The organism is uncultured Clostridium sp., from assembly GCF_934754925.1.
GTDB lineage: Bacteria > Bacillota > Clostridia > Clostridiales > Clostridiaceae > Clostridium.
Map to the genome: position 1 here is coordinate 1 of NZ_CAKVJA010000051.1, position 16,713 is coordinate 16,713.

The window sequence follows — 16,713 nt, forward strand, 5'->3', positions numbered from 1 at the left end:
GGAGAAATGAAGAAAAGATATGGTTTCATTTATGTAGATAAAGATAATGAAGGAAACGGTACTTTAAATAGAAGTAAGAAAAAGAGTTTCTATTGGTATAAAAAAGTAATAGAAACTAATGGTGAAGAAGTATAAGTAACAGTTCAAATCTATTATTTCTTATAAAAGAGTAAAATTGAATATATCTTAATTTAATAATATTATCTCCCTAAGACCAGATTAGGTTTAGGGAGATTTTTTTAGTATTATTTAGATAAATATAATAAAACTTTGATATAATAAGTATGAACATAATAGAATACGGAAGAGGGGATTAAGTTATGATAAAGTTAATAGCAAGTGATATGGATGGAACTTTATTGAATGATGATCATATGATATCAGATGAAAATTTAAGGGCTATAAGAAAAGCTCAGGAAATGGGAAGACATTTTACAATTGTAACAGGTAGAGATTATGCAGCAGTAAAATCATATTTAGAAGATTGTAATTTAAAGTGTGAATGTATTTTAAGTAATGGTGCAGAATATAGAGATGTAAATGGAAATGTAATTGAAAGTGTCTATATGAATAAGAAGAGCGTAAAAATAGTATTTGATATATTAAATGAAGCAGGCTTATGTATTCAACTAATGACTAATAAGGGTTCATATATAACAAATAAAGAAAATGATAAAAAGGCTATTATTGATAGATTTAAATTATTTAATCCTAAAATGACTGAGGAAGAAGTAATAGAGTTTGTTGAAAGCTTTCATAAGCAAAGAGGAATGAATTATATAGATAATGTATATGAAATTTTAGACAGTGATGTAGAAGTATTAAAAATAGTAACTTTTGATAATGATGAAAATTTAATAGCAAAATTAAAAGAGAAATTAAAAGAAAATACATCGGATTTAGCAGTAGCATCAACTTTTTCAAACGATATTGAAATAAGCGACATTGAAGCTCAAAAGGGATTAATATTAGCAAAAACAATTAAAAAGATGGGTATAGATAAAAGTGAAGTAATAGTACTTGGAGATAGTTTTAATGACTATTCTATGTTTACTGAATTTGAAAATTCATATGCCATGGAAAATGCAATTCCAGAAATTAAAGAGATTGCAAAGTATATTACTGACACTAATAATAATGATGGAGTAGCAAAGGCTATTTATAAATCTTTAGAAATATAATATATTATTTAATAACAAGTTTTATAGAAACTTGTTATTTTTTTAGAAATTAAAAGGATAAAATGATTTGTAATATTAGAGAGGTTAAATCTAGAGGAGCTGAAGTTATTGGTGTAGCATATGAAAATTAAGAATTAGATTTATCTATCTTTGATGAGGTTGTAAGAATATTACAAATTTCAAATAGAATAGTACCAGTATTAGGAGCTAATTAATTAGAGAATTAGCTCCTTTTAAGGTTTAAGGAATTGTTATATCATTAATGAAATCATAAGTAATTTCAATTAGGGTATATGCAATCCCAGTGAGGGTGATAGTTGCTAATAAAATCATATTATCACTCCAATAAAATAATATATTAATATGGTAGTTAAAAATATAAAAAATATACATTAATTTTACTTTAAGTATAATATTTTAAACAAATAAATGAGTAATAGGCATTATGCTGATTCCTAAAAATATAGAAGCAACAGAAAGTCCAGTGTATCCATACTTTCTAGAGGAAGGTATAAGTTCATCTAATGATATATATATCATTATTCCACAAACTACAGCAAAAATTATTCCAAGTATAAGTTCGTTAATAAAGGGTTTTAAACATAAGAAAGCAATTAGTGCACCTAAGGGCTCTGCCATTCCAGATAGAAATGAATATTTAAGAGCTCTATATTTACTTTTAGTTGCAAAATAAATTGGCATAGCAATGGCAATGCCTTCAGGAATATTGTGAAGAGCTATAGCTAAAGTTACAGCAATTCCTAATGATGTATCTTGATATCCAGAAACAAAAGTTGCAATACCTTCAGGAAAGTTATGTATCATAAGAGCTATAGTTGATACTAACCCAACTCTAAAAATATCAAAGTTATTATTGCTGTTAGGTATACTTCCTTTTTCTTCTTCAGGAATAAATATATCAATTAAGTAGGCCATTAATGCTCCTATCAATAAGAATAAAATTGACCATAGTATACCATTAACTTTTCCATGATATTTTGAAATGGCTTCTTGAGCTGTAGGAAATAAATCTGTAAATGAAACTGTAATCATAACGCCTGCAGAAAAGCCTAATGAAAAGGTAAGGAATTTTTCATTTCTAGTTTTACTAAAGAAAATAATAACTGCACCTAAAACAGTTGACAATCCTGCGATTGTTGAAAGTAATAATGGAAATAATGAAGCTTTATCAATCATTCTTAACCTCTCTATATTATTGTTACATAATTATTTTATGACTAATGATAAATAAAAAGAATATAAAGTTACAATAAAATGTAAAAGTGGTTAAATATTCAATAACATGCTATAATTATAATCATATATTTTTAGGAGGTAAGTAGTGAAAAAAGATTATTCGGCACTTATTTGGGGATTGATATTTGTTATTGTAGGAATTATATTTGGGGGAAATGCACTTAATATATGGCATGTAGATGTATTTTTTCCAGGATGGTGGACTTTATTTTTAATTATACCTGGATTAATATCAATGGTTAGGTATGGATTTAATTGGGGATCAGGTATTTTGGTAATAATAGGATTAGTGTTATTATTCGATGAATTAGATATAATAGATGATGGAGCTATATGGAAGTTAATATTCCCATTAGTTTTAGTTGCAGTAGGTATATCTATAATTGCATCATTTTTTAGAGGAGGAACTAAAAAAAACATTGAAGCAGATGAGTATAGTAAAAGTAAATCATATAAGTATGATTCAACACAATATCCAAGATATACTGCTATTTTAGGTGGTGGAGATTATAAGAATAATACTGAAGATTTAAAAGGTATAGTTGCAGAAGCTATATTAGGTGGATTATCAATAGATTTAAGAGATGCAAAAATAACTGAAGATATAGTTTTGGAACTTACTGCAGTTTTAGGAGGAATAGATATATTTATTCCTGATAATGTAAGAGTTGAGATAATATCAGGAGTTCCAGTGTTAGGTGGGTTTGAACATAAAATAAATAGAAATGCTATTTCAGGACCTAAGGTCAGAATTAAATATACAGCAGTATTAGGTGGAATAGAAGTTAAATAAAGTATTATTGACATGGTTTTAAGGCTATGCTAAAATCCTCATACAAATAAAATTTATAATTTAAATATAGTTTAGTTTTCTAGGGTTCCGCAGTTTAAAGCTGGCTGGTCCAAGAGGAAACACACAGTTTACTGTGGACACGGAAGGATAAAAGCCTGGGAGATATTTTTATAATATCTCTCAGGTTTTTTAATTTTTTTATTAATAGGAGGATGTATAATAATGAGTAATTTTAGTTATAAGGATGTTTATATTGAAGAAGGTAAAAGAGTTTTAGAAGTTAATATACTTCCAGAGAAATATTGTAATTTTGATTGTATATTTTGTCCTATAGGAAGATCAAAAAATAAGGTTGATAGTCAGATATCATTTAATGAAATTGATGTTGATTTAAATGAACTTGATAATAAAATAGAAGAAACAAAAGCAGAGTTGATATTTATTAACTCAAAGGGAGAGGCATTAATTAATGATAAAATTAATAAAATAATTAGTTTTATAAAAAATAAGGGATTAATAGTAAGGTTATTATCTAATGGATATTTATTGGGAAAAGATGAATATAAAAAAATTGCTAATAATTGTGATGAGGTAATTGGTGAAATAAAAGTTATTACAGAGGAGCATTTTCAAAAAGTTCAAAGACCTATAGAAGGATATACCCTAGATAAGTATATTAGTAACATGGCTTTATTTAATAAGCAGTATAAGGGAAAATTTATATCTGAAATTACTATTATCAAGGGATATAACGATAATGAAAAGTCTGTTAATGAATTAAAAGATATTATTACTAAAATAAAACCTGATAAAGTTATTGTTTCAAGAATAGAAGAGGAAGTATTTAAGAAGAAGCTTGGTATATCTGATGAGGAATTACAAAAGATATCAAAAGAAGTATTAAGTTATAAGTAAACTTTCAATGATAGCTATGCTCTTCAGTAGTTTAACAAATATTAATTTTAGGAATATAATTATCTGTATTTAGATTTTATAAAAAATAAATTTATTTAAAGATATAAATTTATATTATTATTTTTAGAAATTTCATTTATAATAAGAATAAATATTATTTAACAAATGATTTATTTTTATATAAACATAAGATAAATAATAAAGTATAAATAATTGATAGTTCAATTATAGAAGAGGATGGTGTTTAAGATGAAAGTTATAATCATCGGTGGTGTAGCAGCAGGAATGAGTGCTGCAGCTAAGTTTAAGAGACTTTCACCAAATGATGACGTTATAGTATATGAAAAGGGTGATATTGTATCTTTTGGTGCTTGTGGATTACCATATTATGTAGGTGGATTCTTTGAGGATTCACAAGAAATGATAGCAAGAACTCCTGAACAGTTTAGGGAGTCTGGAGTAGAAATACATACAAAACATGAAGTTATAGATGTAGATTTTTCTAATAAAAAAGTAAAAGTTAAAAATCTTATTACAGATGAAATATTAGAAGAAAATTATGATAAGCTAATGATAGCTAGTGGTGCTAGAGCAATAATTCCACCAATTAAAAATATTGATTTAGAAAATGTAGTTACATTAAAATCAATGGATGATGGTGATAAGTTAAGAGAATTAATGGCAAAGGATGAATATAAAAAAGTTGCTATTATAGGAGCTGGATTTATAGGACTTGAAGCTGTTGAGGCTGCTAAGCATAGAGGTAAAGAAGTTACTGTTATTCAACTTCAAGATAGAGTACTTCAAGAAGTATTTGATAAAGATATAACAGATCTTTTAGAAGAAGAGTTAAGAGATAAAGGTATTAATCTTTTATTATCAGAAACTGTAGTTGAACTTATAGGAGAGGGGAAAGTTTCTAAGGTTAAAACTGATAAAAGAGAAATTGATGCAGATATAGTTATACTTGCAACTGGTGTAAAGCCAAATACTGATTTCTTAAAATCTGATGAAATAAAGATGCTTAGAAATGGAGCAATAGTAGTAGATAGTTATGGAAGAACATCAGTAGAAGATGTATATTCAGCCGGTGATTGTGCTACTATAAATAATTTAATTACAGGAAAAGAATCATATGTTCCACTTGCAACTGGAGCTAATAAGCTTGGAAGGATAGTTGGAGAAAATTTAGCAGGACAAAATAATTCATTCCAAGGATCTATGTCATCAAGTTGTATTAAAGTTATGGATATGGAAGCGGCTAGAACTGGTCTTTCAGAAAAAGAGGTTTTAAATTTAGGATTCAATTACAAAACTAAATTTATAACAGATATGAATCAAACTAGCTACTATCCTGGTAGAGAAAGAATTTATGTTAAGCTTATTTATGATGCACATACTAAGGTTATATTAGGTGGGCAAGTAGCAGGATATAAAGATGCTGTTCAAAGATGTAATGTTTTAGCTGCATGTATTTATGCAAAGATGACAACAGAACAACTAGGAATGTTAGATCTTTGTTACTCACCACCATTCTCAAGAACATGGGATGTTCTTAATGTGGCTGGTAATGTATCAAAATAGTAGTAGATAGTATTTATTAATTTCTTATAGTAAAAATGGCTTGAATTTAATTTTCAAGCTATTTTTACTATATTTTTTATATTACTTAATAAATTTTTATTTATATTTAATTGCTTTAGGTTATTCATTAGAAAAAGTTATATTATACTGTACTTCTCTAGGACTTGGAACTGTTTGGCTTGGTGGTACTTTTAATAAAGGTAACTTTGCTAAAGCTGTTAACTTAAAAGAAAATGAAATTCTTCCTATTGTTTCACCTGTAGGTTATGAAGGCGGTAAGAAGTCTCTTTTTGCTAAGGTAGTAGGAAAAAATACTAATAAGCGTAATGACTTTTCTCAATCATTCTTTAATGGTGATTTTAATACTCCTCTTACAGAAAGTGATGCTGGAGAATTTTATGAACCTCTAGAAATGTTAAGATTAGCACCTTCGTCTATCAATAAACAACCTTGGAGAGTTGTTAAAAAGGATGATAAAATACATTTTTATTTTGCAGATGCTAAAACTTCAACAATAATTGATATGGGAATTGCACTTTGTCATTTCCATTTAACAGCTCTAGAAAATAATCTTGAAGGTGAATTAAAGATTAATGATCCTAAGATAGAAAATAATAATTTAACTTATGTTATGTCATGGGAAAAGTAAATATATTTATAAAAAGTTAGTGTACTGTCACTAACTTTTTATTTATCAATATTCATAGCATACTTTTTAAACTTTTTCTTTACTATTGAAAGATATTATTCCTTATTCCAAACCATATAAATATTCTTAAATCTTATATCATCCTTTATTTTAACTATAGATATAGTACTCATATTTATTGATTGAGTATATGCAACTATGGCTATCCCTGCCCCTGCTGATACAAGACCTGAAAGTAAACTTGCTTCATTTGGCTCTGCTACTATCTTTGGATTATATCTCATTAATTAATAAACTGTTGTAAGTTAATTCTTTCCTCCGATTCCATGAAATATTTATAACTTTTAGTTATACTTCTATAATTAATTTCAATTAGACATCTTACCAAATCTAGTGTTAAACTATTATTATTGTAATTCTTGCTATTGTTAAGATAAAAGAATTATAAATTTTATTTATAATTCTGTCGAAAGTAGCTATGAATGATAAAGTATATTTTTAGGAGTGAATTTTATGTTTAATGTAGATAAAAGTAAATGTATAGCTTGTGGTCAATGTATTAAAGATTGTCCTACTGCAACAATTTCTTTTGTAGATGATAAAGCTGATATTAATAATGATAGATGTATGAAATGTGGACACTGCATCGCTATTTGTCCAGTGAATGCAGTTTCAACTGATGATTATGATATGAATCAAGTAGTATCTTATGATAAAGATACATTTTCAATAGATGCAGACAATCTTTTAAACTTCATTAAATTCAGAAGAAGTGTTAGAAGATTTAAAGATAAAGAAGTTGAAAAAGAAAAGATTGAAAAGATTATTGAAGCTGGAAGATATACTCAAACTTCAACTAATAATCAAGATGTTTCTTACATCGTTCTTACTGAAAAACTTGGAGAATTTAAAGAATTAGCATACAAGTGCTTACAAGCAAAAGGTGAAGCTATATTAGCTAATATGACTCCTGAAACTGAATACTTAAGAAGATATGCAACTCTATGGGTAAATATGTATAATGCTTATAAAGAAGATCCTATAAATAAAGATAGATTATTCTTTAATGCACCAGCTGCTATTTTTGTAGCATCAAATACACCTTTAAATGGAGGATTAGCTTCTTCTAACATGGAACTTATGGTAGATGCTTTAGGCCTTGGAACTTACTTTAATGGTTTTGCTATGCTAGCACTTCAAGATAATAAAGAAATACTTGACTTATTAGGATTAGAAAGCAGCAAATCATTAACTTCATGCTTAGTAATAGGATATCCTAATGTTACATATAAGAGAACTACTCCTAGAAAAGAAGCTCAAGTTAAATGGTTATAGAAAAAAGAGGATTCAAATTTTAAAGTGGATCCTTTGTCAAGGACAATTTAAAAAAGAGGATTAAGCTATTAAAAGCTGATTTCTGTATTTTACAGGAGTCAGCTTTTTTTATATTAATTCCTACGCTGACTATTGAAATTATACTTCTAGCACTACCAATCTACCATAATATACTGAATATATTAGGTAAAATATCTTTAGAATATTTCTGCTGCAAAATATATTTTCATAAACAAAATGGATTTGTTTTAGTTAGTAAGTATATTTTGTTTGGCAAAATGTAGAAATAAAAAATAGTCGAGAATTCGTATTTATGATTTACTTTATTAAAATTTTATGTAATAATATTATATATTTTGTGCCTAATTAATAAAAAAATAAAATTTTTATTAATAGTTGCAATTTAACATAAATGGATTTAGTAATATAAATCTCTTTATGTTAAAAAAAAACTATAAAATTAGGAGTGGACATATGAAAATAGGATTTGATCATGAAAAATATTTAGAGGAGCAATCAAAGTACATATTAGAAAGAGTAAATAACTATGATAAGTTATACTTAGAATTTGGTGGAAAGCTTCTATTTGATTTACATGCAAAAAGAGTTTTACCAGGATTTGATGAAAATGCAAAAATAAAATTATTACACAAATTAAGAGATAAAGCAGAAGTTGTTATAGCGGTATATGCAGGTGATATCGAAAGAAACAAAATTAGAGGTGATTTCGGAATCACTTATGACATGGATGTTTTAAGATTAATAGATGATTTAAGAAGTTATGACTTAGAGGTAAATTCAGTTGTAATAACTAGATATAATGATCAACCTTCAGCTACTGTTTTCATAAACAAGTTAGAAAGACGTGGAATAAAGGTTTATAAGCATAGAGCTACTAAGGGATATCCAACAGATGTTGATACTATAGTTAGTGAAGAAGGATATGGACAAAATCCATATATTGAAACAAGTAAACCTATAGTGGTTGTTACTGCACCAGGACCAGGAAGTGGTAAACTTGCTACATGTTTAAGTCAATTATATCATGAAAATAAAAGAGGAAATGTTGCTGGATATTCTAAGTTTGAAACATTCCCAGTATGGAATGTTCCATTAAAGCATCCATTAAATATAGCTTATGAAGCTGCAACAGTTGATTTAAAAGATGTTAATATGATAGATTACTTCCATTTAGAAGCTTATGGAGAAACTGCAGTTAACTATAATAGAGATTTAGAAACATTCCCAGTACTTAAGAGAATTATAGAAAAGATTACAGGAAAAGAGTCAGTTTATAAATCACCAACAGATATGGGAGTTAATAGAGTTGGATTTGGTATAGTTGACGATGAAGTAGTTAAGGAAGCTTCAAGACAAGAAATAATAAGAAGATACTTTAAAACAGGTTGTGAATATAAAAAAGGTTATGTTGATAAAGAAACCTTTGAGCATGCAAAGCTTATAATGGAACAAGTTAACTTAAAGCCTGAAGATAGAAAAGTTGTTATACCAGCAAGAGAGCGTGCAGCTAAGTTAAAAGAAGAGAATAATAATATTTATACAGCAGTTGCAATGGAATTAAGTGATGGAACTATTCTTACAGGAAAAGGTTCAGAACTTTTAGATGCAGCAGCGGCAGCATTATTAAATTCAGTGAAGCACTTAGCTAATATAGCAGATGATATACATTTAATTTCACCAGTTATTTTAGAACCTATTTTAGATTTAAAATCTAAAACTTTATCAAACCAAAAAGTATCATTAAATTGTGAAGAAGTTCTAATTGCATTAAGTATTTCAGCAGCAACTAACCCAACAGCACAAGTTGCAATGGAAAAGTTAGCAATGCTTAAGAATTGTCAAGCTCATTCAACTACAATACTACCAACAAGCGATGAGCAAACATTAAGAAAGCTTGGAATAGACGTAACATGTGATGCAGAATATGCTTCAGAAAGTCTTTTCTACAACAATTAATAAATAGATAAAATAAAGAGATTATTACAATGTTTAATGTAATAATCTCTTATTTTTATAGTGATTTTTATAACAATAAAAAGTACTCACTATTTTTTTTAGGATGAATAATAATAAAGTATATCCGAAGGATTAAGAAAGGAGAAAACAAAGATGACAACTTATAAAGGCATAGATATTAGTAACTGGCAAGGAAGTGTTGATTTTTCTGAAGTAAAGAATAGTGGAGTACAAATAGTTTATATTGAAGCGACAGAAGGAAATTTTTATACAGATCCATACCTTCAAGAATTTTATGAAGGCGCATCTAATAATGGGTTATTATTAGGATTTTATCATTTTTTTAGTCCATCAGTATCAGCAGAAGATCAAGCAAGATATTTTACTGATGCTATAAGCGGAATGACAAGTGATTGTAGATTAGTATTAGACTTAGAGGAAGCAGGTAGTTATGGACCAGGAGAATTATCTAGTATTGCAAATGAATTTTTAGAAAATGTTGAAGCTAATACAGGATTAAGTGGTGCTTTATACACTTATGCAAGTTTTTCAAATAATAATATAGAGCCAGGATACGGATTAGAGAGATATCCATTATGGATAGCAGAGTATGGAACGAGCACTCCAGAAAGTAACCCAATATGGGGAAGTAGTTATGCTGGATGGCAATACTCTGATACAGGATACGTACCAGGGGTAAATGGAAATTGTGATTTAGATACCTTTAATAGTGAAATATTGTTAAATAGTAAAGTAACTATTGCAGGAAGTAGAAAGCCAGAATCAGAAAATAGTGCTATAAAATATTATGTAGTTCAACCGGGAAATACATTAACTGGTATAGCAGCAAGGTTTGGCACTACAGTTCAAGCATTAGTTCAATTAAATAATATATCCAACCCTAATTTAATCTATGTAGGACAAGTATTAAAGATATACGGAAATAATAAGGTACAAAGAAAAAATAATAATTTTAGTGGGACTTATGTAGTACAATCAGGAGATACTTTGAGTGGAATAGCATTAAGATTTGGTACAACTGTACAAGAATTAGTTCAATTAAATGATATATCAAATCCTAATTTGATATATGTTGGGGAAATATTAAAACTACCAGTTTCTAATTCAGTTAAAAGTGGGGCATCATCTAAGCAATATCAAACAACTTATGTAGTACAATCAGGAGATACATTAAGTGGAATAGCAACTAGGTTTGGAACTACTGTACAATATTTAGCTAGAATAAATGGAATAGTAAATCCAAACTTAATATATGTAGGACAAGTATTAAAAATATCTTCATCAGGAGTGTCAGTACAAAGAGGAGATTCTACGGCAACTTATGTAGTGAAGTCAGGAGATACTTTAAGTGGAATAGCAATAAGATTTGGAACTACGGTTGCTAATTTAGTAGCATTAAATGATATTTCCAATCCAAATTTAATATATCCTGGACAAGTTTTAAAAGTTTAGTTATTACAAAATAAAGATAAATTTTTAAGAATTAATAATTTATTAAAGAAAATTAAGAGGGATAAAATTTTTAGTATTTTATCCTTCTTTTTTACTTTAAATTAAAGAATAACTAATAATGTGTCTAGGAATAATAAATATAGATATACTATATATTATGAAAGGAATTGTTTTGATGAGTGAAGAGAAAGTTAGAATAATACCGCTTGGAGGATTAGGGGAAATAGGAAAGAATATTACTATTATAGAGTGTGACGATGAAATTATTGTTATTGATTGTGGGATAGCATTTCCTGATGAAGAAATGTATGGGGTTGATTTAATAATTCCAGATATAACATATTTAAAAAATAATGTGGATAAGATAAAGGGAATTTTCCTAACCCATGGACATGAGGATCATATAGGTTCATTGCCGTATGTATTAAAGGAAATTAATGTACCTCTTTATGGAACTAAATTAACTATTGGTATTGTTAAGACAAAACTTGAAGAACATAATATTTTATCAGAGGCAAAGTTAAATAATGTTGAGCCTGGAGATGTAATTTCATTTAGGAAACTTAAAGTAGAATTTATAAGAAGTACTCATAGTATTGCAGATTCATGTAGTTTAGCTATATTTACACCAGTAGGAATAATACTTCATACTGGAGATTTTAAAATTGATTATACACCTATAGATGGGGAAAAAATGGACTTACAAAGAATATCTAATTTAGGTAAGGAGGGAATTGCCTTATTAATGGCTGACAGTACTAATGTTGAAAGGCAAGGACATTCATTATCAGAAAAAAGTATTGGATTAACGCTAGATAGAATTATAGGAAAGGCTAAGGGAAGAGTTATAGTTGCTACTTTTGCATCTAATATACATAGAATGCAACAAATAGTTGATGCATCTTTTAAGAATAATAGAAAAGTTGTTTTTAATGGAAGAAGCATGGAGAATATATCTAAAGTTGCAATGGAATTAGGATACTTACATATACCAGATAGTGAAGTTATCAGTATTGATGATTTAAAAAAATATGAAAATGATAAAATAACATTAATAACAACTGGAAGTCAAGGCGAGCCTATGGCATCCTTGGCAAGGATAGCATTTTCAAATCATAGAAAAATAAATATAGAACCTAAAGATACCTTTATAATTTCAGCTTCACCAATACCTGGAAATGATAAACTAATATCAAGAGTCATAAATCAATTATTTAGAAAGGGAGCAGATGTGATATATGAAGATTTAGAAGATGTGCATGTATCAGGTCACGCTTATCAAGAAGAATTGAAACTTATACATACATTAGTTAATCCTAAATATTTTATGCCTGTTCATGGAGAATATAGACATTTAAAACATCATGGTGATTTAGCGGAAAGCTTGGGAATGAAAAAAAACAATATATTTATATTAGAAACAGGAAATGTTTTAGAGCTTACTAAAGATAGTTGTAGAAAAGAAGGAAAAGTTAGAACAGGGGCAATCTTTGTTGATGGTTTAGGGGTTGGTGATGTAGGAAGTATTGTATTACGTGATAGAAGACATTTGGCGCAAGATGGAATGTTGACTATTGTTGTTGCCATAGAAATAGATACTCTAAGTATTGTTTCAGGACCAGATGTAATTACAAGAGGATTTGTATATGTTAAGGAGTCTGAGGAACTTATAAATAAGGTAAAGGAATTATCAGTAAAAGAATTAGAGAAATGCTTAAGTATGGGTGTTGTTGAGTGGTATGTATTAAAGGGAAATATTAAAAAGACTGTAGAAAATTATATTTATGAAACTACAAAAAGACGCCCTACAATAATTCCTATCATTATGGAAACTTAAAATTATCTCATATATAGTTTTAAATTGTAAAATATAATACATATTTAGGGTTATCATTGAAAATAAGTAGAGAATTGTTGTATAATTTATATGTAAACATTTAAAGGGGAGAAAAGGGGAAAATATGAATACAGTAACAGCCAGAAGATATCAAGATTTGATGCAAGAATTTTTAAAAACTCCAAGAAGTGATGTTAAAGGTTTTAGAAAAAAATATGAAGAAGTTTTAAATGAGTTTTTAAATTTAGATGAGGTTTATGTAATAGCTTCAAGAAGTGCAACAGTTGATGAGGTTAAGGAAAATAAAGCTAGACCATTATGTGCATTAAACCATAAAAAATTACCGTGTATGTGGTTTTTCTCTGAAAAGGAATTTGCACAAAATTTTGTAAGACACTTCGGAATTATAAAAGATGGAACTGAATATATAATAAAGCTTAACGGTGAAGAGTTAATAAATGTTATAAAGTTTGGAATATTTAATGGAGTATATCAATTTTCTATAGACGAAGGTAAATGTACTATGTTTATGGTACCATATGATTTGTTAAATATTTACTTAGTTAATAATGGGAAAGAGGCCTTCTTAGAGAAGAATCAATATGAGCTAATGATATTATTTACTATGATGAAATTCCATAAAAAATTAGTATATGCAATTGAAAGTGACGATAAAGATAATAATGGTAAAAATATATTAGCTACAGATAGAAAAGGTGTACTTAATATTTTTGCTAAAAAGGATGATGCAAATATTCATAAATATGATATTGGATATGGAAGAAAAGAAGCTATAGGACTTAACATTATTGAATTTAGAAATGCAATTAATTCAATTGTTGATAGTATTGATATAGTTAGATTCGAAATAAAAGAAAATATTATTGAAATAAAAAGTAGTAAATTAGCTTATATATTAAATGAAATGATAAAAGTTGAATATAAATAAATATAATAATTAATAAAACTACCAATAATAAAATATATGGGTAGTTTTATTAATATAGATAGATTTTATAGATATATAATAAAAATTTATATAGCTTTATTATGAAATAGGTGATATAAAAATATTATAAAGAGTACAGCTTATAGTATGTATAATACATAATTAGAGCTTTGAAGTAAAAAAATATAAATATACTATTTGAGAGGAGAATTTCTATGAAAGACTTATTAGATAAAGGAGCTGTAATACAAAGAGACATGGAAACATATGCTATAGCACCGCATTTAACAGGGGGACTTATAACTCCAAAACAGCTTAGAGATATTGCAGATGTTGCAGAGAAATATAATGCATCAGCTGTAAAAGTAACTGGAGCTCAAAGAATTGCTATTGTTGGATTAAAGGAAGAAGATATTGATAAGGCATGGGATGATTTAGGAATGAAGCCAGGAGCTGCTATAGGACTATGTGTAAGAAGTGTAAAGATATGCCCAGGAACTACTTTCTGTAAGAGAGGTTTACAAGATTCAGTAGCTATAGGGTCAAAATTAGATGGAGCATTCCATGGAAGAAACCTTCCTAATAAATTAAAAATAGGGGTTAGTGGATGTCCAAATAGTTGTGCTGATAGCCATACTAGAGATATTGGTTTAATAGGTGGACCAAAAGGATGGATTCTTTATCTTGGAGGAAGAGGTGGAGTTATTCCTAGATTAGGTGATAGAATTGCTATGAATATTCCAGAAGAAAGAATCTTTGATGTGGTTGAAAAGGTAATAGATATCTACTCAGAAAATGGTCAAGGAAGAGAAAGATTAGGAAATTATATAGATAGAATTGGATTAGATGAATTTAAAAAATTATTAAATATTGAAGAATTCTTAAAAGCTTAAAATAAACAAAAATAGCAAAAGGAAAAAATCAAATTATAAATAATAGTTTGACTTGCCTTTTGCTTTTCTATTTTTTATAAATATCTTTAATAGGTTTAATAATGAAAAGTTATTTACTTAACATAAATATAGGTTATACTAATTAAATGAACAATAATAAATTTAACAAAAATGAGGGAAATATATTGGATAATACATTTAAGAAATATAATTTATGTGATGAAATAATGAAGGCATTAGAAGGAATAGGTTATAGCAAGCCTTCTGATGTTCAAAGTAAGGTTATACCTGAAATATTAACTGGTAAGGATGTTGTAGTTAAATCACAAACAGGAAGTGGAAAGACTGCAGCCTTTGGAATACCACTATGTGAAAAAGTACTTTGGGATGATAGTAAACCACAAGCTTTAATTTTAACACCAACTAGAGAATTAGCAATTCAAGTCAAGGAAGAGTTAACTAACATAGGTAGATTTAAAAGAATAAGAGCTGTTTCGGTATTTGGAAAGCAACCATTTTCTGATCAAGCAAGGGAGTTAAAGCAAAGAACTCATATTGTAGTTGGTACTCCAGGTAGAGTATTTGATCATATTGATAGAGGAACATTAGATATTTCAAATATAAAATATTTGATAATAGATGAAGCTGATGAAATGCTTAATATGGGCTTTATAGATCAAGTGAGAGATATAATAAATACCTTAAATAAGAATAGACAAACAATGCTATTTTCAGCCACTATTCCAGAGGAAATAATGGGGTTATGTAAAATGTACATGAATAATCCTGTTAATGTTGAAATTAAAGCACAAAAGTTAATAACTGATAATATAAAACATGAATTATATAGATTTGAGGAATTTTATAAATTAGATAATTTAAGTAAACTTTTAATAAGTGAGGTTCCAGAAACAGCAGTAATTTTCTGTAAAACAAAAGAAAATGTTGATAAGGTTTTTGAAAACTTAAATAAAAAGGGTTATTCTGTAAACAAGATTCATGGTGGAATGCTTCAAAAAGATAGACTTGAAGTTATGGATAAGTTTAAAAAAGGTAACTTTAAAATATTAGTGGCTACTGATGTTGCAGCAAGAGGTATTGATGTAGAGGGAATTACTCATGTAATTAATTATGATTTACCAGTTGAAAAAGAAGCTTATGTTCATCGTATAGGAAGGACAGGTAGAGCTGGAGCAAAGGGAAAGGCTATTTCTTTTGTTAATCAATATGAAGATAGACTTTTAGATATGATTGAAGAGTACATAGGATTTGAAATTCCAGTTTCAGAAGATATTATTGAAGTAAATAAAGAAAAAAGGGATGAAGCAATAAAAGCTTTAAAATCAAAACCAAAAGTAAAAAAAGAAAAAGCTAAAGTTATAAATAAAAATATAACTAAGATATATTTTAATGGTGGTAAAAAGAAGAAATTAAGAGCAGGAGACTTTGTAGGAGCAATATCTAGAATAGAAGGTATAACTGCAGAAGATATTGGTATAATAGATGTACAGGATACAGTTTCTTATGTTGATATTTTAAATGGAAAAGGAAACAAGGTTATAGCAGCGCTTAAAGATTCAACTATAAAAGGTAAAAAACTTAGAGTTGAGAAAGCCAGAAAATAAATTGCGCACATAGTGAGAACAAAAATGGAATATTACTTTTCCAGGAAAGGGTGAAATTTTCGCTAAGAATTTATATAATTGATTCCGTAAAATTTACTAAAGCTTCGAAGTTCGCTATCGCTTACCTTAAGTGAGATTCAAAATTTCAATTTTGCTGATCGAACTTACACATCCGACTTTAGCAGGAGGTGCTTCCTTTTAAAAGGAAACTCACTCTTCACTATCGCTCAGAGGAGTAAGTTCAT

At 28.0% G+C, this 16,713-nt stretch carries 15 protein-coding genes and 1 riboswitch; of the genes, 13 read left to right on the forward strand and 2 right to left on the reverse strand.

Features of this window, described 5'->3' with window-relative positions:
• Positions 1–135: family 1 glycosylhydrolase (locus tag Q0G30_RS12370; RefSeq protein WP_294390549.1), on the forward strand; the 135-nt coding region annotated here is incomplete at its 5' end.
• A gap of 185 nt (positions 136–320) precedes the next feature.
• Complete coding sequence (locus Q0G30_RS12375; protein ID WP_294390526.1) at positions 321–1,181, forward strand: Cof-type HAD-IIB family hydrolase; 861 nt, start codon at positions 321–323, stop codon at positions 1,179–1,181.
• A gap of 417 nt (positions 1,182–1,598) precedes the next feature.
• Here the strand turns inward: Q0G30_RS12375 and zupT are convergent, their stop codons facing one another.
• Positions 1,599–2,378, reverse strand: a complete 780-nt coding sequence (zupT, locus tag Q0G30_RS12380) for a zinc transporter ZupT (RefSeq protein ID WP_221701386.1) — start codon at positions 2,376–2,378, stop codon at positions 1,599–1,601.
• A 145-nt stretch (positions 2,379–2,523) separates the two neighbouring features.
• On the opposite strand from zupT, the gene Q0G30_RS12385 reads away from it, so the two are divergent.
• From Q0G30_RS12385 to Q0G30_RS12400, 4 genes are all read left to right on the forward strand, one after another.
• Entirely contained in the window at positions 2,524–3,231 is a 708-nt protein-coding gene (locus Q0G30_RS12385) for a hypothetical protein (protein WP_294390529.1), read from the forward strand.
• A 68-nt stretch (positions 3,232–3,299) separates the two neighbouring features.
• Positions 3,300–3,395: riboswitch (guanidine-I (ykkC/yxkD leader) on the forward strand.
• A 58-nt stretch (positions 3,396–3,453) separates the two neighbouring features.
• Entirely contained in the window at positions 3,454–4,146 is a 693-nt protein-coding gene (locus Q0G30_RS12390; RefSeq protein ID WP_294390532.1) for a radical SAM protein, read from the forward strand.
• A gap of 249 nt (positions 4,147–4,395) precedes the next feature.
• Complete coding sequence (locus Q0G30_RS12395; protein WP_294173392.1) at positions 4,396–5,730, forward strand: CoA-disulfide reductase; 1,335 nt, start codon at positions 4,396–4,398, stop codon at positions 5,728–5,730.
• A gap of 40 nt (positions 5,731–5,770) precedes the next feature.
• The gene (locus Q0G30_RS12400) at positions 5,771–6,379 is read left to right on the forward strand and encodes a nitroreductase family protein (RefSeq protein WP_260458177.1); all 609 of its coding nucleotides are present in this window, start codon (positions 5,771–5,773) and stop codon (positions 6,377–6,379) included.
• Positions 6,380–6,474: 95 nt separating this feature from the next.
• On the opposite strand, the gene Q0G30_RS12405 is transcribed toward Q0G30_RS12400, so the two are convergent.
• Entirely contained in the window at positions 6,475–6,663 is a 189-nt protein-coding gene (locus tag Q0G30_RS12405) for a hypothetical protein (RefSeq protein WP_294390535.1), read from the reverse strand.
• Positions 6,664–6,892: 229 nt separating this feature from the next.
• On the opposite strand from Q0G30_RS12405, the gene Q0G30_RS12410 reads away from it, so the two are divergent.
• From Q0G30_RS12410 to Q0G30_RS12440, 7 genes are all read left to right on the forward strand, one after another.
• Entirely contained in the window at positions 6,893–7,714 is an 822-nt protein-coding gene (locus tag Q0G30_RS12410; RefSeq protein WP_221701391.1) for a nitroreductase family protein, read from the forward strand.
• A gap of 474 nt (positions 7,715–8,188) precedes the next feature.
• The gene (locus Q0G30_RS12415; RefSeq protein ID WP_221701392.1) at positions 8,189–9,691 is read left to right on the forward strand and encodes a DUF1846 domain-containing protein; all 1,503 of its coding nucleotides are present in this window, start codon (positions 8,189–8,191) and stop codon (positions 9,689–9,691) included.
• A 153-nt stretch (positions 9,692–9,844) separates the two neighbouring features.
• Positions 9,845–11,164: a LysM peptidoglycan-binding domain-containing protein gene (locus tag Q0G30_RS12420; RefSeq protein WP_294390538.1), complete on the forward strand. Its 1,320-nt coding sequence runs from the start codon at positions 9,845–9,847 to the stop codon at positions 11,162–11,164.
• 172 nt (positions 11,165–11,336) lie between these two features.
• Positions 11,337–13,001, forward strand: a complete 1,665-nt coding sequence (locus Q0G30_RS12425; RefSeq protein WP_294390551.1) for a ribonuclease J — start codon at positions 11,337–11,339, stop codon at positions 12,999–13,001.
• Between the two features lie 124 nt (positions 13,002–13,125).
• Positions 13,126–13,950: a hypothetical protein gene (locus Q0G30_RS12430; protein ID WP_294390541.1), complete on the forward strand. Its 825-nt coding sequence runs from the start codon at positions 13,126–13,128 to the stop codon at positions 13,948–13,950.
• Positions 13,951–14,165: 215 nt separating this feature from the next.
• Complete coding sequence (locus Q0G30_RS12435) at positions 14,166–14,843, forward strand: NAD(P)/FAD-dependent oxidoreductase (protein WP_294390544.1); 678 nt, start codon at positions 14,166–14,168, stop codon at positions 14,841–14,843.
• Between the two features lie 185 nt (positions 14,844–15,028).
• Positions 15,029–16,468 carry a DEAD/DEAH box helicase gene (locus Q0G30_RS12440; RefSeq protein WP_294390547.1) on the forward strand — a complete coding sequence of 480 codons (1,440 nt, stop codon included), beginning with the start codon at positions 15,029–15,031 and terminating at the stop codon, positions 16,466–16,468.
• The last annotated feature ends 245 nt before the right edge of the window (positions 16,469–16,713 follow it).

Excerpts from the sequence above, each read along its gene's own strand:
- Q0G30_RS12395 (WP_294173392.1), top strand. The coding sequence starts at position 4,396 with ATGAAAGTTATAATCATCGGTGGTGTAGCAGCAGGAATGAGTGCTGCA.
- Q0G30_RS12435 (WP_294390544.1), top strand. The coding sequence starts at position 14,166 with ATGAAAGACTTATTAGATAAAGGAGCTGTAATACAAAGAGACATGGAA.
- Q0G30_RS12420 (WP_294390538.1), top strand. The coding sequence starts at position 9,845 with ATGACAACTTATAAAGGCATAGATATTAGTAACTGGCAAGGAAGTGTT.
- Q0G30_RS12415 (WP_221701392.1), top strand. The coding sequence starts at position 8,189 with ATGAAAATAGGATTTGATCATGAAAAATATTTAGAGGAGCAATCAAAG.
- Q0G30_RS12375 (WP_294390526.1), top strand. The coding sequence starts at position 321 with ATGATAAAGTTAATAGCAAGTGATATGGATGGAACTTTATTGAATGAT.
- Q0G30_RS12410 (WP_221701391.1), top strand. The coding sequence starts at position 6,893 with ATGTTTAATGTAGATAAAAGTAAATGTATAGCTTGTGGTCAATGTATT.
- Q0G30_RS12390 (WP_294390532.1), top strand. The coding sequence starts at position 3,454 with ATGAGTAATTTTAGTTATAAGGATGTTTATATTGAAGAAGGTAAAAGA.
- Q0G30_RS12405 (WP_294390535.1), bottom strand. The coding sequence starts at position 6,663 with ATGAGATATAATCCAAAGATAGTAGCAGAGCCAAATGAAGCAAGTTTA.
- zupT (WP_221701386.1), bottom strand. The coding sequence starts at position 2,378 with ATGATTGATAAAGCTTCATTATTTCCATTATTACTTTCAACAATCGCA.
- Q0G30_RS12430 (WP_294390541.1), top strand. The coding sequence starts at position 13,126 with ATGAATACAGTAACAGCCAGAAGATATCAAGATTTGATGCAAGAATTT.